Annotated in this window: 11 protein-coding genes and 2 pseudogenes; 1 reads left to right on the top strand and 12 read right to left on the bottom strand. The window is 59.3% G+C overall.

The features are described 5' to 3' along the window. Positions 1–5: 5 nt before the first annotated feature. The 7 genes and pseudogenes from glgA to ACM6IN_RS29135 all read right to left on the bottom strand — a co-directional run. On the bottom strand, positions 6–1,592 hold the full coding sequence (gene glgA / locus ACM6IN_RS29165) for a glycogen synthase GlgA (RefSeq protein ID WP_007918141.1): 1,587 nt from the start codon (positions 1,590–1,592) through the stop codon (positions 6–8). A gap of 582 nt (positions 1,593–2,174) precedes the next feature. Then, positions 2,175–3,128 carry a D-2-hydroxyacid dehydrogenase family protein gene (locus ACM6IN_RS29160; RefSeq protein ID WP_007918139.1) on the bottom strand — a complete coding sequence of 318 codons (954 nt, stop codon included), beginning with the start codon at positions 3,126–3,128 and terminating at the stop codon, positions 2,175–2,177. 13 nt (positions 3,129–3,141) lie between these two features. Then, complete coding sequence (locus ACM6IN_RS29155) at positions 3,142–4,191, bottom strand: alpha/beta fold hydrolase (RefSeq protein ID WP_007918137.1); 1,050 nt, start codon at positions 4,189–4,191, stop codon at positions 3,142–3,144. 86 nt (positions 4,192–4,277) lie between these two features. After that, positions 4,278–4,712 carry a YqaA family protein gene (locus tag ACM6IN_RS29150; protein ID WP_414917222.1) on the bottom strand — a complete coding sequence of 145 codons (435 nt, stop codon included), beginning with the start codon at positions 4,710–4,712 and terminating at the stop codon, positions 4,278–4,280. Continuing rightward, positions 4,712–5,158, bottom strand: coding sequence for a DUF411 domain-containing protein (locus ACM6IN_RS29145; RefSeq protein WP_007918132.1), 447 nt, complete (start codon positions 5,156–5,158; stop codon positions 4,712–4,714). Before ACM6IN_RS29145 ends, ACM6IN_RS29150 begins: the two co-directional genes overlap by 1 nt. A gap of 315 nt (positions 5,159–5,473) precedes the next feature. Beyond that, positions 5,474–6,001 (bottom strand): annotated as a pseudogene (locus ACM6IN_RS29140) (methyl-accepting chemotaxis protein); the annotation flags it as partial. Between the two features lie 333 nt (positions 6,002–6,334). Beyond that, a pseudogene (locus tag ACM6IN_RS29135) lies at positions 6,335–7,465 on the bottom strand (cache domain-containing protein); the annotation flags it as partial. A 382-nt stretch (positions 7,466–7,847) separates the two neighbouring features. Here ACM6IN_RS29135 and ACM6IN_RS29130 point away from each other — a divergent pair. Continuing rightward, entirely contained in the window at positions 7,848–8,375 is a 528-nt protein-coding gene (locus tag ACM6IN_RS29130) for a hypothetical protein (protein ID WP_007918129.1), read from the top strand. Positions 8,376–8,445: 70 nt separating this feature from the next. On the opposite strand, the gene ACM6IN_RS29125 is transcribed toward ACM6IN_RS29130, so the two are convergent. From ACM6IN_RS29125 to ACM6IN_RS29105, 5 genes are read right to left on the bottom strand one after another with little or no spacing between them, the layout of a single operon-like run. Beyond that, positions 8,446–9,360, bottom strand: coding sequence for a GNAT family N-acetyltransferase (locus ACM6IN_RS29125; RefSeq protein ID WP_007918120.1), 915 nt, complete (start codon positions 9,358–9,360; stop codon positions 8,446–8,448). Further along, a complete protein-coding gene (locus ACM6IN_RS29120) occupies positions 9,348–10,649 on the bottom strand; it encodes a phenylacetate--CoA ligase family protein (protein ID WP_414917213.1) in 1,302 nt (433 codons plus the stop codon). Before ACM6IN_RS29120 ends, ACM6IN_RS29125 begins: the two co-directional genes overlap by 13 nt. Before the next feature lie 43 nt (positions 10,650–10,692). Continuing rightward, positions 10,693–13,089 (bottom strand): acyl-CoA reductase, encoded by a 2,397-nt coding sequence (locus tag ACM6IN_RS29115; protein WP_414917212.1) that lies wholly within the window; start codon positions 13,087–13,089, stop codon positions 10,693–10,695. A 1-nt stretch (position 13,090) separates the two neighbouring features. Next, a complete protein-coding gene (locus tag ACM6IN_RS29110; RefSeq protein ID WP_414917211.1) occupies positions 13,091–14,221 on the bottom strand; it encodes an acyl-protein synthase in 1,131 nt (376 codons plus the stop codon). A gap of 11 nt (positions 14,222–14,232) precedes the next feature. After that, a complete protein-coding gene (locus tag ACM6IN_RS29105; protein WP_414917210.1) occupies positions 14,233–15,480 on the bottom strand; it encodes an MFS transporter in 1,248 nt (415 codons plus the stop codon). Positions 15,481–15,717: the final 237 nt, after the last annotated feature.

The raw sequence follows: 15,717 nt of genomic DNA, 5'->3' as shown, positions 1-15,717 counted from the left end.
CCTGGTTATTTGTGGTGAGCTTTACCCAGCGCCTTGGCGACCAGTTGTTCGTAGAGTTCGGCGTACGGTTCGACCGCTTTGCACCAGTTGAACGGCGCAGCCATCGCCCGGCAACGCATGGCATTGAGCAGTTCGGGGAAGGCGAACACCTTGAACGCGCGGCTCAGGGCTTCCTGATAGCTTTCAGCGGTGGATTCGTCGAAGAGAAAACCGGTGACGCCGTTTTCAATGGTGTCGGCCAACCCGCCGGTATTGCGTGCGACCGGCAGCGAGCCGAAGCGCTGGGCATACATCTGGCTCAAACCGCAAGGCTCGTAACGCGAAGGCATCAGCAGGAAATCGCTGCCGGCAAACATGCGTCGGGCGTCGGTTTCGTTGAAGCCGATGCGCACGCCGATCTGGCCTGGGAAGCGCAGGGCCAGTTCGCGCATGGCTTGTTCTTCTTCAGGTTCGCCCCGACCGATAATGGCGATCTGGCCACCGTTTTTTACGATGTACTCGGATACCGCGATCGTCAGGTCCAGACCTTTTTGATAGACCAGTCGCGACACCACGGCGAACAGCGGGCCTTCTGAGTCATTCAATTCAAATAATTCACGCACATGCGCAGCGTTGACCGCTTTACCTTCCCAGTCACCAATGGCAAACGGCGCGAACAGGTGCGGATCGGTGGCGGCGTCCCAGCTCTCGTCGATGCCGTTGGGGATGCCGCTAAGTAAACCTTGCTGGGTCTTGGCGGCGAGAAAGCCGTCGAGGCCGCAGCCGAAATCCGGGGTGGTGATTTCTTGCGCGTAAGTGGCGCTGACCGTGGTGATATGGCTCGAATACGCCATGCCGGCCTTGAGGAATGACATCTTGCCGTAGAATTCCATGCCTTCCTGTTGCAGGGCATGGGTGGGAATACCCAGCTCGGGGCAGGAGCCGAGGCTGGTCACGCCTTGATAGGCGAGGTTGTGAATGGTGAACAGGGTCGGCGTGCGCTGCCCGCGCCAGTGCATATAGGCCGGGGCGAGACCGGCCGGCCAGTCATGGGCATGCACCAGATCCGGGCACCAGTGAATTTGTGCAAGGTTGGCGGCGATGTCGGCAGCAGCCAGACCCAAACGGGCGAAACGAATGTGGTTGTCTGGCCAGTCGCGGCCGTTGTTGGCGCCGTAGGGCGAGCCTTCGCGCTCGTACAATTCGGGGCAGATCAACACGTAGATCACCAGACCGTCCGGCATGTCCATGCGGCCGATCTTGCACGGTGGTAGCGCGGCATGGCCGCCAAGTTCGCCGATGATGTGGATCGGGTTCTCGCTGTGCATCACTTGCGGGTAGCCGGGGATCAACACCCGCACATCGTGCAGATGAGCCATGGCGCGGGGCAGGGCGGCAGACACGTCACCCAGGCCGCCGGTCTTGACCAGATCGGCAATTTCCGAGGTAACAAACAACACTTTTTTCTTGTTGGGGTTCTGGCTCGCTACTGGAGTCAGCGTTTTGGTGCCGGGGACGTTGATCTGTCGGCTGCCGGGAACACTGACGGTGCTCGATTCACCAACCGCCTGCTGAGCACGCTCTCCCTGAATATCCAATGCCGCACTGATCATATGAATCTCCCGTCTCGTTGATCTGATTCTTGTCTTGAACAAGCGATGTCCATGGCCAAGTCCTGTGGCCGGGCGCAAACGCGCCACGCATCGGTGAGCAAACGCTACCCAACACGCGCAAGCAGAATGGGTGATTGGGCCGTTGCAAGGATTGCACCAGTCGCTTTGGCCCTGTCTTTCTGATGACCCGTCGCCGCGCGCAAAAGTTTCGACTTTTTTTCGGCAATGTGACTGGTCGGTTTTACCCCGCGAAAGTCAGTCTAGGCCAGATCCTAGAGCGGGCCAGAGCAAATGGGTAAATTGTTCGACAATCGGTTGGCTGTCAGCACCAACCTTGCTTTTGAGGAGCAAACGCACCGACGAAGTGCAGGTTTTTCTGCGAGGGAGGGCCAAAACGGTGACTGGACGGTCACGATTTTGTGCTAGCGGGAAGGGCGGTTGCACTGTTGTGGTGCGGGCAGTTTGTTGATCGGCTGACACAGACAACACCTGTAGGAGCTGCCGAAGGCTGCGATCTTTTGATTTTGCGTTTAAAAGCGAAGATCAAAAGATCGCAGCCTTCGGCAGCTCCTACAGTGGGGGTCAATTTAACGCACGAATTGGATTACCAGCCGCCCATCCCTGAATATCCTCGATCATCTGCGAAAAGAACTGTTCATAGTTCTGCCGACTGACATACCCCACATGCGGAGTCGCCAAGACATTGTCGAGTGTGCGAAACGGGTGCATGTCCGGCAACGGCTCGTGTTCGAACACATCCAGCGCTGCCCCGGCGATGTGCTGTTTCTGCAAGGCCTTGATCAGCGCCGCTTCATCGACAATCGGCCCGCGCGCGGTGTTGACCAGCAGCGCCGTCGGCTTCATCCAGCCCAGCGCCTGCGCATCGACCAGCCCGCGACTGCGCTCGCTGAGCACCAGATGCACCGACAACACATCGGCCTGCTCGAACAGTTCCTGCTTGTTCACGTAGGTCACGCCAACCTGCTGCGCCCGTTCGGCTGTGAGGTTTTCGCTCCAGGCGATGACCCGCATGCCGAACACCTGACCGAACTGCGCAACGCGCTGGCCAATACTGCCGAGACCGAGAATGCCGAGGGTCTTGCCATGCAGATCGCCGCCCAGTCCTTGCTGCCAATGACCGGCGCGCAGGGCATTCGCCTCATTCACCAGATTGCGCGTGGCCGCCATGATCAGCGCCCAGGTCAACTCCGGGGCGGCGTGCTTGTAACTGTCGGTGCCGCAGACCTTGATCCCCAGCCTGGCGGCCGCTTGCATATCCAGCGCTGCGTTGCGCATGCCGCCGGTGACCAGCAACTTGAGATTGGGCAAACGCTTGAGCAAGTCTTCGTCGAACCGCGTGCGCTCGCGCATCACGCAAATCACCTGGTAGCGGCCCAGCCGTTCGGCCAGTGTGGCGTTGTCGGCCGGGTAATCGTGTTCAAAGGTCACTTCACCGAGGCTATCGAGCACTGACCAGTCGACCACGTCGCGGGCCACGTCCTGCCAGTCATCGATCACTGCAATCTGTACCGCCATCAGCCTTACCTCATCAACGCACGGGATTGGATGTATTCAGCCAGTCGAGCAGGGCCTTGTGGAACTGCGCCGGTTCTTCCATTTGTGGCGCGTGGCCCATGCCGGGAAACTCCACCAGCGTCGACTGCGGGATCAGCTTGGCAACCTGTTTGCCAAGCACTTCATAGTGGCCGATTTTCGCCTTCACCTCAGGCGGTGCGAGGTCCTTGCCGATGGCTGTGGTGTCTGAGGTGCCGATCAGCAGCAGGGTCGGCATCTTCAAGTCCTTGAACTCGTAGTACACCGGCTGGGTGAAAATCATGTCGTAAATCAGCGCCGAGTTCCACGCCACTTGCGTCTTGCCCGGGCCTTTGCTCAGGCCGGCGAGCATGTCTACCCAGCGGTCGAATTCCGGTTTCCAGCGGCCGTCGTAATAGGTGGTGCGCTCATAGTCGCGAATGCCCTGGGCGCTGACTTTCAGCTCGCGCTGATACCACTGATCCACGGTGCGATAGGGCACGCCGAGGGCCTTCCAGTCTTCCAGACCGATCGGGTTGACCAGTGCCAGTTGCTCGACCTGCTCGGGAAACAGCAAGGCGTAACGGGTGGCGAGCATGCCGCCGGTGGAGTGGCCGAGCAGGGTGGCTTTTTGAATGCCCAGCGCTTTGAGCAACTGCTGAGTGTTGGTCGCCAGTTGCTGGAAGCTGTACTGATAATTGTCGGGTTTGCTCGAGGTGCAGAAGCCGATCTGATCCGGCGCGATCACCCGGTAACCGGACTCGCTCAAGGCCTTGATCGAACTGTCCCAGGTGGCTGCGCAAAAATTCTTGCCATGCATCAGCACCACGGTGCGGCCATTGGCCTTGCCGTGAGCGGCGACGTCCATGTAACCCATCTGCAGGGATTTACCCTGGGACTGAAAGGCAAAGTGTTTAAGCGTGTAAGGGTATTCGAAGCCTTGCAGCTCCGGGCCATAGGCCGGGCCTTCCGGCGCGGCTTCGCTTGGCGTTGCGGCCTGTGCCGACAGGGGCAGGGCGGCGCAAAGAAACAGGCCGGGTAGCCAACGGGAAAACATGACAGACATAAGGTCAAACTCCGTTTGAAATCGGCCGATGCTGGAATGACTGGATTATGCCGACGTTAAACCAGGCAATCACCGCGCCTGATCGTTCAACCCAGCCAGCCCAGCGTCAGCAAGGCCAGCACACCATAGCGTGCAGCTTTGGCCAGGGTAACGATCAATAAAAACCGCCCGAGCGGTTCACGCATGACGCCGGCAATCAGTGTCAGCGGATCGCCAACGATCGGCAACCAGCTCAGCAGCAACGACCAGTGGCCGTAACGCTCATAGTGTTTGCGCGCCCGGGCCATGTGCGCGGGGCTGACCGGAAACCAGCGCCGATCCCGAAAGCGCTCGATGCCACGGCCCAGCCACCAGTTGACCAGCGAACCGAGTACGTTGCCCAGCGTCGCCACGGCGAGCAGACCCCACAGCCAGTAGCGTTCGCTGACGATCAAACCGACCAGCAATGCCTCGGACTGCAGCGGCAACAGGGTCGCTGCACCGAACGCGGCAAAGAACAGCCCGAAGTAGGCGGCGCCGATCAATGGGCCGGGTAGTCCGCCACGACGACGTCAGCGCCATTCTTCTTCAGGCCGATAACCTGATAAGCATCGCTCATGCCGTCCATTTCCATGCCCGGCGAACCCATCGGCATACCCGGTGCGGCGACGCCGAGCAGGTCGTCACGCTTGCTCAGGGCCAGCACTTGTTCTGCCGGCACATGACCCTCGACGAATTTGCCGTTGATGATTGCGGTGTGGCACGACGCCAGGCGCGGCGGTACGCCATGTTGTTGCTTGAAGCTGCTCATGTCGCTTTCGACGTGGTCTTCGACCTTGAAACCGTTGGCTTCGAGGTGGCTGATCCATTTTTTGCAGCAGCCGCAATTGGCGTCACGATGGACTTCGATGGGGATCAGATCGGCGGCTTGCGCCAGGGAGGAAATGAACAGGGCGCTCAGGGCGACCAGACGCAGGTGGGTACGCATAGCGGATTCTCGGCTCGGGTGACGATCAGAAAAGAACGCATTTTGACCGGTTTTTGCCGCCTGGCATCAACGCAATGTTTCCAGTTGTTGCGAGACGGGCTGGCAGGATGATCGTAGATCAAGGCTGACAGGTTGCTGAGCGCGAGATGACAAAGTTGTCAGGTGGCAATTGTGTGAACACCGTCGAACCTTGTGGGAGCGAGCCTGTTCACGAAGGCAGTGTGTCAGGCACTGGATGCAGTGACTGAAAGGACGCTTTCGCGAGCAGGCTCGCTCCCACAGGGGTTATCTGGTTTGCAGAAATTCCTGCATGAATCAGCGGACTTTGAAGCGCCCCATGATCGCGCTCACCCGGCTGTTGGCTTCGAGTAACTGATGGGTATTCAGTTCGCTGGCTTTGCCGCTCTGCACCAGCTCATCGACCATGTGACGGATCTGCACCATGCTGCGGTTGATCTCTTCGGTCACGGCGCTTTGCTGCTCGGCGGCAGTGGCGATCTGGGTGCTGAGGCTGTTGATGTGGCTGACCGAACCGGCCATTTCATCCAGACCGGAATTGACCCTTGCAGTGGCGTCGGCAGCCGACTGGCAACTGGCCTGGGTGTTTTCCATGGCGCTGACCGACGAGCTCACGCCTTGCGTCAGACGCGTCAACATCTCGTTGATTTCCGAAGTGCTCGCCTGCGTGCGTGCGGCGAGGGCGCGGACTTCATCGGCAACCACGGCAAACCCACGGCCCTGTTCACCGGCGCGCGCTGCTTCGATTGCGGCGTTGAGCGCCAACAGGTTGGTCTGCCCGGCAATCGCACCGATCACCCCGAGGATTTCAGTGATGCGCTGAGCGTCCTGCTGCATGTTTTCGACTTTGTGTGTGGCACTGGCCACTTCATCGATCAGCGCCACGACGCTGTTGGTCGCTTCGCCCACGACCACGCGGGAACGGTCGGCGTTTTCGTTGGCGCGCTGGGTGAACGCGGCAGTTTCGGCGGCATTCTGCGCAACGCTTTCTGCTGTCGAACTCATCTCGGTGATGGCGGTAACGGTCTGATCGGTTTCCGAGGCATGACGCAGCAGGATCTGGCTGGTGTGCGCCGAGGTGCGTTGCAGGTTGTCGAGGCTCGATGCCATGGCGCCGGTGGCTTGGGTAACTTCGCCGATCATGTTTTGCAGGTAGGCAATAAAGGTGTTGACCGAGTGACCGATGGCGCCGAGTTCATCTTCAGCGCGAATGGTAATGCGCCGGGTCAGGTCGGCATCGCCGCTGGAGAGCAAATCGATGTTGGCTTTCAACGCTTTCATGCGCTGCACCAATTGGCGAATCGCGTAGACCTGCAGCAGCACCAGCAGAATCACCAGCGGAATCTGCAACAGGCTCAGGGTGCTGAGGACGTCATCACGCTGGGCCGTGAGCATTTTCGTTGGCAGGGCGGTGGCGAGGAACCACGGCGTGCCTTCAATCGGGCGCATGAAGAAGGTGCTGGCTTCGCCGTTGTTATCGAACTCGATGCGCTGCGCTTGATCGCGGTTCTGCAACGCGGCTTTGACCTGGCTGGCGAAGGTCGACGTGCCGGCCAGTTCGCTGATGTTCTTCAGCACGATCGGGCCACTGATGCGCGAGCTGTTACTGATGATCTTGCCGTCGGCCTCAATGATCAGCATTTCGGCGTTGAGGTCTTTTTCCTTGCGCGCCACTAGATCGTTGAAGAAGCCGAGGGTGACGTCAATGGTCGACACGCCCCACGCGCTACCGTTTTTCTGGATGGCCATGGCGCAGTTGGTGCGCGGCTCGGCGCTGGCGTCATCCTTGTAAGCCGCCGCCCAGGCGCATTGGCCACGCGGTGTGGCCATGCCGCCCTTGTACCAGCTCTGGTCGTAATAGTTGGGGGCTGCGTCACTGTTCCAGAATGTATTCACCGCCAGTTTGCCCGAGGCATCGCGGTGCCAGAACGTGCTGAATTTGTTGCGCCCGGCTTCACGTTGCCCCGGCAAAGGCCAGATCCCGCCGCCGAATACTTTCAGCTCTGCGTACTGATCGACCAGACCTGGCAGCACTGTGTCGATGGCGGCGCTGTCGAGCAGCGGGATGGTTTGGGTGATGCTGCGCTGTTGCGCCTGCACTTTGTTCAACTCGCCCTGAATCTGCTCGGCGACTTCGGCAATGCGGTTGAGGACGACTTGTTCTTCTGTATGACGCAGCTTGGGGGCGACGAGTTGGCTGATGCCGACCACGGTCAACACCGACAACAGCAGGATGAACAGAACCAGAAACAGCGTGTAGCGAGCCTGAATAGTGCGGAATGCGGGCATGGAGACCGGTCCTTGAGCAGCGTTTCTTATTAGGGGCAGGGATAAAACAGTGCGGGTATTCACAGCGTATCGTCGTTGCGACGGGAAGCTTTAGGTACTTGCGTCCTAAAAAACCTGGGCGCCGATGACTGGTCGGTATCGGGTTCGATACACAAGCGCTGGTCATCGCCTGCGACTGGTTGAAAAAGCCATTTTCATTTCATTGTGATGACAGCTCTGGGTCAGGGTTTGCGGCGCGTTGCGCTTTTGTATCGAGAATGTACGATAATTGTAAAAAAGTGCAGAAAGAGGTTGGTGCCATCAGTTCGCCCGCCGATACTCGCGCCCATTAATGCCGTTCAACACGGATATTTTTTATGTTCATTTCACAGGGAGTCTTCTCATGACGATCGGTATTGTCGGCGGCTGGGAGAGCAAAGCAGGCGTTATGGTTCGTAACACCGGCGCGAAAAAACAAGTGGCCCAGAGCATCAAAGTGCAGCAGATGCTGACCAAGGTCGGCACCAATCCCACCGCGCTGAATACCGCTGAAATGGACAAGCAGGGCATGCGCAAGGCCATCAAGGGCTTTGATCCTGCGAATGTTTCGGTAAAACAATTGGGAAATCTGAGCGAGATGCTGCGCAGCCGCGGGCTGATCTCAGAGATCACTTCGTTTACCTTGAAGAACGCCGGTGACAAGTTCGACCGTTTTGGCGTGACCAAAGATATCGATGCCAAATTCAACGCCCTGGAGTATTTCGCGACCCAGCTCGACGCCATTCAGAACAATGGCCTCAATGGCAACGCTTACGGCCAGAGTCTGATTCCAGAGTTCAAGAAAGCGATCTATGTTCTGCAGAACCTCAAGACCTACGGTGAAGGCAACGCCGCGAAACCGGTCGATGAAGGTGTCAAAGCCAAAGCTTGAGGCTGACCGTTTAGCCCGCTCAGCGCTTGAACGGGCTGGTTGATGTGCAAGAACCCGGCAACGCCTCGCTTCAGCGTGCTGCGACGTGTTGTTGAGCCTGATTATGCAGTCGTTGCAGGTGTGGGCAGCGCAGCTCCAGCGATCGGGCGCAATAGCCCCGATGAAACAACGCCAACCATCCAGCGCCCCGTTCATTCGGGGCAATCCCGGTAAAGACGAAGCCCATTGCCGAGAGGCTGTCCACGGCGCTGGCGAAACCGGTTGCCAGCCTGAGTCTGATCGAGACCATCCAGTGTTCAGGCAGTCGTCGTAGCTGTTGAAGCAAGCCGGCGTCGAGTTTCTTCAGCACCACGTCATAACGCCCGAAAGCGTGTTCGATCTGCATCGGCGGCCCCACCCAGGGTGCTTCTTTTTCCTGCACCCCGTGTACCTCGCACAAATGCTCCATGAATTCGCGACAGCTTTGTGGCCACGGCAATGCCGGGAGCGGGCGGCGGTAGCCATCGATAGGGGTGTAGCCGATGACAATCGACTCCGGCAGTGCTTCGCCAAACGGCGAGGGCACATAGTCGAGCAATAACCCACTGCTGCAAAAGCCGAGCCGGTCAGCCATGCGTTGGGTATAGGCGTGCTGCGTCACCTGTTTGATGGTTACACCATGGCAACCCAGCGCCTGCGCATGGATCAACAATCGAATGCCCAACTGGGTGGCGATGTTCTGCCCGCGGGTCGACGGATGGACCACGCTCAACGCCAGTTCTGCCGTATGCGATCCCGCGTTTCTGCACAACGTGGCGTGGCCGAGGATTTTTTTTCCGGATTCCGCCACCAGTGAATGCCATCTCCCATCGCCATGGTTCTGGTTGATCATCAACGGCAAATACACGTGTGGCTGTACGTAATGGTCGCCATAGATTTCCCGGAACAAACGGCTGACGGCTCCGGCATCGGAGCGGCGATAGCTGCGCAGCGTCACGTTGTCCATGGGCGTTGCTCCGGACGTGGGGCGGCGTAGTCGCGAAGGTCGACGACGCGTTGGCGTTTGCCGGAGCGCGGATGACGAGCGAGCTCATCGGCTGTGCAATAGGCGACCTGCAGCTCAAGCTGGCCATCAGCGCAGAGTTGTGCGATCAGCGGATAACGCTCGATCAAGGCGTTGTGCAAGGCTGTGCTGGCCTGAGTCGTTTCGGGTTTCAACACCTCGGGCACCCATTTCAGACACACGATATCGACGTTTGCCGATTGGCTGATCACCAGTTGCCAGTCGTCGCTGACCGTGTTGCGCTGAATGATTGTGTCGATGTCGTCGATCAGCAGGGTCAGGCTGCTGACCCGTACGCGCTGACTGCTCATGCTGCGACCCATCAAGGCAAACTTGCGCATGCTCGCCGTGGCCGGTTCTCGCCAGCAGGCGAGATCACCCACGGGGTAACGGATCAATGGCATAAGCCGGCGGGTGAGGTTGGTGATCAGCAGGCGTCCGGTGCGATCGCATTCTTCAATCACTTCACCGGTGTGTTCATCGATAATTTCCAGCACGCTGTGGCTGGCGAGCATGCGGTGTTCGCCCAAGGCACAATCGCGGCTTGTGGCGCCGATGAACCCCGCGTCGACACTGGCGTAGCCGATGGAAGCGATCCGTGCGTTGGGGAACACTCGGTGCAACATCTGCAATTGCCCGGCGAACAGGCTCTCGCCGCCGTAAAGCACGCTTTCGACCTCGGCCAGAGTTTGCCCCTGGCGCTCCAGCACGCTGGCGAACGTCAGCAATTGCGCAGGCACGCCGGCCAGCACATTGATTCGGTGCTGGCGGATAGAGTCAGTCAGCAGTGTAAAGTCGACGTCGCCGGTGAAGGGGTATTCGGTAATACCTGACGTTTCGTGTGCCAACGCGTCGTGGATAAAGATGAAACTGGCATACAGATCGCCGACAAAAAACAGATTTGCAACCCGGTCTCCCGGATTGAGTTGGCTCGCCAGATGGCGACCGAAGTCGCGCACAAGTGTCTGCCACTCCTCACGGGTGAATACCGAAAGTTTACCCGCGCTGGTGGTTCCACCGGTCTTGAACACGAGTGCGCGTTCAACCGTTGAAGTCAGTACTGGCCATTGATCGAGGTTATTGCTGCTGGCCCAGTATTGTTGCGGATCAATCGGCGGAAGTTGATCCAGTGTGCTGATCTGCGGCGCAAGGTCTTGCCAATGTCTGGCGTAATACGTTGAATGTTCGCGGGCGAAGGCGAGCAACTTGCTCAGTTCAAGTGTTGTGTTCATGGGGGGCTCTTTAATTGTTCTGGTCATGGACGAAGTTGGACTTTCAGCGGCGAGCGTCGACCACTGCCGGTATCTTTCCGCTATGCCTGTTTCTGTCGAACTGTTGCGTCTCGCAGGTTTGCGTTTGCACCGTGAGCAGCCCGGCTCGCACAAGGCTCGTCAGCGTCGCGTAGCCTTCCAGTCGGAGGAGGATGTCGGCGGGGGCAGCGGGGCTGCGAACCAGCAGGCGTTCGAGGCCGTCAGGGGCGTGATCGAGGTGCAACTGAAACGGTGCTTGCAGGTGTCTGCCGAGTTCGTTCAGGCAGATGAAATCGCTACCGATACGCAGCAGCCTGCCGTGCCGTTGCAGCAGCTCGAACCGCGGGGAACTCAGCCCGCACGCGCAATCGCCGGGCAACCAGCGCCCTGTGTCGCCGACCTCATAACGCTGTACCTGCTGACCTTCGCGGGCTTTGGAAGTGAACAGTAAACGGCCGATTTCATTGCCAACGACAGGCACGTCCTCCTCCAGCGCGACGATTTCCAGATGCTGGATCGCGTCCATCAGATGAAACACGCCATCACCGGTCGCGGCGCAGGCATGTCCGCAGGGGCCGGCATCGACACTGCCGTACACCGCCGAGCGGATGCTGGCAACGCCACAGCGCTGCAACAGTTCGCGGCACTGCTCACTGATGTGTTCACCGCCGAGAAAGACTTTTTCGATGGCGCCATAACGGCTCAGACGCTGCTGTTCGTTGAGGAACAAGCGATGCAGGGAGCTGGGCATGCCGATCAGTACGGTGACCTGTTGTTCGATGATGACTTGTGCAATATCGCCGTAGTCATCGTCGGCGGGAGCACCCATTGGCAGGTGGCTGGCCCCCAGTGTTTCCAGCACTTTGGCAAAACTGAAGAAGCCGCCGTACAAACCGCCACTGAAGAACAGGTTCATCACCTTGTCGCGGCTCGGATCGAGACCCGCCGCAAACAACCCGTCGGCCGTTGCGCGTATTTGCCGTTGAAAATCGCGGTAGCTATATCCCGCCAGCGCCGGTGTGCCGCTGCTGCCGCCAGAGCGGAAAAACAGTTGCGCCGCTGCTGTCGTCGGCCGCGCGATAAACGCTGCTTTGTCGGTGATCGCCAGGCCCGCCAGCGTCGGCTTGCAAGCTGGACGGTCGAGGGTCATGTGGGTGGGCAACTGCGTCGGTGCGACGCTGACCGACACCCGCCGGCTCAGACGTTGCAGTGCATAGACGCCGTCGTGGGGTTCGCCATCGTAGCCATCATGGATTGCATCAATGGGCGCAATTCGGCTGACGCCGGCGGCAATCAATGTTCGCGACAATGCACCGATCTGCGCTTCGTCGCACATCAGTGCGCAGCTCTGTAAAACGTTGCGCCAAGGCAGCAGGTTTTGCGTCAGTCGCGCACGCGGCAGGGGTTTGAGCAACACCGTGCGAAACAGCGGCGAGGGCGCAAGCAACTGATCATGGCTCCAGATCACTCGCCATCCCGGTGCGCTCCAGACCTGCGCCGTCACTGCGGAAAAACTCTGGCTCAGACGTGTCATCAGGGTGCGGGTGGTGATTTCGCTGGCTTCTTGAACCGTCGGGATCAGTGCCGGCCATTGTCCGGCGCGGCGCTCGAACGCCTTGGCCAATTCGTTGCCGATTACTTGTAGAACAGCGGGGTCGTCGCTATCGACCAACAACCATTGCGGGCTGGAGCAGGCTTGCTGATCCAGTCGACAGACCTCATCGACCAGCGCGTCCAGTGCCTGTGGCGAGGCCGCTTGCGGCGTCAGGTAGGCAAAACTGATGCGGTGCCCCCAGTCGATCCAGCGACATCCGGGCGGCAACTGTTGGCGGATCGCCTGCAGCGCCGCTTCGCCACCCCACGCCGAAACGCCGTTGGCCATTTTGCACAAACGGCCGATCTGCGCGGTCGCCACCGGTAACACCGCGACGTAATGGCGCAACTCACCGCTGGCGTCGCATTGCACCAGCGTGTGCAACAGGCGCGCCGTCAGGCCTTGGTCACTGCTGCTGGGCCGTAGCCAGTTGATGTTGCCGGCCAAGAGACTTTCAATCAGCGCGCAGCACGCCAGCAGCGGCGCGTTGGCTGGCGTGACGTGGACCACCAGTCCCAGCGGACTCCAGCGCTCAAAGCGCGAATGCTGATAATCGACACGTCGCAGCGATTCAGCCTGATCGCCCAGTTCACGTTCAAGCTTGTGTTGCAGGGCGTGCGGCTGACAGAAGTCGATCAGCACCTGGCGTTGTTCATCGTGCAGCGGCAGCTCGGGGCTGTGCAATTGCCCTGCAAAATGTGCGGCGGCAGTCAGTACGGTGGCGCTGTCCAGCGGTGTACTCAGTCGTTGCGGCAATGTCTGCTGCAACAGCGCCAGTGCGTTATCGAGGTCGACATCTGCGTGCAGTTCTCCGTTGATCAGGTACATGTCAGTGTCCCCCCAGCAATTCGGACGCGGCCATCGCACAGCTTCTACCGGCCGTGGTGCCTGCGCGACCCTGCAGTTCGAACCAGTCACTGGCGAGGCCGCAATCACAACTCGACCCGGGATGCAGCGTCGCCAGATCGCTCATCACCACCGCGTGCGCCGGGCTGGACGAGATGTAGGGCGAGACGAATCCCAGCAAGCCCTGCTGACCGTAAGGCTGGATGGAAAAGTCCTGCGGATTGCGCACGTAAGCCTTGGCGTAAACGGGGACATGAAAATGATGCCGGGCACATTCGATGTAGGGCACCGCATGTTCGACCGCGCCGTAACCGTCGCGGCACCGCGACACTTCGATGCCCAGTTGCCGGGCGATGCGCCCATACAGTTGTTGTTTTGGAACTTCCTCGCTGGATCGGGTTTTCCAGCCACCGCCGAAAAACACCAGTGAAGTACTCGGCAGTTTCAGCGCAGGCACGCCGGAGGCCTGCATCTGCTGCAAGGTCTGCCAAAGAAACGCCGGGAAGCCGAAAATGCGCACGGGCAGGCCTTCTTCGGCGAACGCTTGCAGGGCCGCGATGACCCCGAACACATCGAACTGGTGGCCATCGCCGTTGCAGCGCAAGGCGTAGACAACGCGGTTGACGGGCGCAAAGCGGCAGAGGAATTGGTCGGTGTAGGACGTCCCCAGGGTGATCGCGCCCCGCGGTTCGTAGCTCAGCAGCAGGTAATTGCACGGCGTATCCGCTGAATGCCAACCGTAATGACTAAAGATTCGTTCAACCATGAACTGCGCGGCCGACAGACTGCGCGGGTCATAGCGCATGCGGCTTTTTTGGCCGCTGGTGCCGGACGATGTCAGTTCCAGGGCATGCTCCCCGGTGGGGCTGAGTAACAGTTGCTCCTTGAAAAAATTGGCCAGAATCGGCGGTAGCCGGGACCAGTCATCGAGGCTGTCCAGATCCTTCACATCGAGGCCGTTGGCGTTCAGCCAATGTTCGTAGCCGGGCGTGTGCTGGCAATGAAAACGACTGATCTCGGTCATGGCCTGATCAAACAGGCCTGCTGGCACGGAATCCGGGCAATAGGGGTGTGGCAATGCGCAAAGCGCATCGCTGGCGGGGAAGTGATTCATTCAATAGTCCGTTATTGAGCAGTGGAGGAGTCGGGAGGTGTGCGTTGCAACAAACCGTGCACCAGGGGCAGGCACATCAGGCCGCTGAGGGCGGCGCAGAGTGCGAAGAGGTCGAGGCGGGCGCCACCGCCGATGCCGGCAATCAGTGAGCCGCCGAGCCCCATCACAGCAATCGAAATCATGCCGGCCAGCGCCGAAACCAACCCCTTGCTGTCGTCGCTGGCAAACAGCGCCAGCCGATACAGCGCAGCGTTGCTCATTCCCAGCCCGACCGCGTACAGCGCCAGACTGGCAACCACTGCGCCGAGTCCGGCACCTGACAGCGCGCAGGCAATCAACGCCACAAGGCCGAGACAAAAAGGCCAGAGCGCCAACCGGATCAACCGGGATAAAGAATGCGTAACCAGCAAGCGGTCGAGGATCAGATTGCCAGTGATGACGGCGGAAAAAACCGGAATCTGCCACAAGGCATATTCCAGCGGCATCAGCTCGAGCAGCTGCATCAGCAGCAACGGTGCCAGGCCGATCCAGGCGATCAGCGGCAGGCTCATGAGGCCCAGTGCGAGACTGGCAGCGAGGAAGCGACGATTGCTCAAGAGAGCTCGGTAGCGTTGACCGGTCTGGCGCCAGGAAAAAGGCACGGCGGCTTGTACTTGCCCATCGCTGCGAGTGACCCCGACCGTTTCCGGCATGCAGACGAAAAGCCCCAGCCAGACCATTGATGCGGCAAAACCCAGGCCCAGAAACAGCTCGCGCCAGGACAGCCATTGCAGCAAGACAATACCCAGTAGCGGCCCCAGCAGCGGTGAAAGCAGGGCGATATTGCCGAGCAGCGCCATCAAACGCACCGCATCGGCCTCGCAGAATACTTCCTGAAGGGCGGGATAACTGACCGCGACCACGAAACCCAGTCCCATGCCTTGCAACAGTCGCAGCAGATTGAAGGTTTCAATGCGCTGGGTGGCAAATGCACTTGCGCAGGCGATTGCAAACAATGCGCAGCCGATCAACAGTACCCGCCGCCGGCCCCATTGATCGGACAGCGGCCCAATCAGCCATTGCAGGCAGACTCCGCCAATCAGATACAGATTGAACGCATGGGGAACATGTCTGACGTCGGCCTGAAGTTCTGTTGTCACGGCCAACATGGCTGGCATGATCAAGTCACTTGCCATATACGTCAGAAGTTCAAAAGCGCTCAGCGCCAAACAAAACCCTAGTACTTGTCGCGGCCCGATTCTTATAAGTGTTCTCTGCATAAACGTCCCTGTTAGAGAGTAGAAGAAAGTTGCCAGAGACTAGTTGCAGAGGCGGGTGTGACCTATTCTTTTGCTGCGACATTAGATTTCAAATGCTTGCAACTTGTTTAGCCAGTCCGCTTTGCGTATCAGGTGAGTTTCAACTGCGCGGCAGCCGCCGTCGGCAAAAACAGAAAAGCCCGCAACAGGGCGGGCTTTGTTTGAAGTTGATCGGGCTTGTTGAGTTCCTGCCTCAAT

The sequence above is a fragment of the Pseudomonas sp. IT-P395 genome, from assembly GCF_949767675.1.
GTDB lineage: Bacteria > Pseudomonadota > Gammaproteobacteria > Pseudomonadales > Pseudomonadaceae > Aquipseudomonas.
Note: the sequence above shows the minus strand (reverse complement) of the source record. Positions and strands in the feature narration are given on the sequence as shown.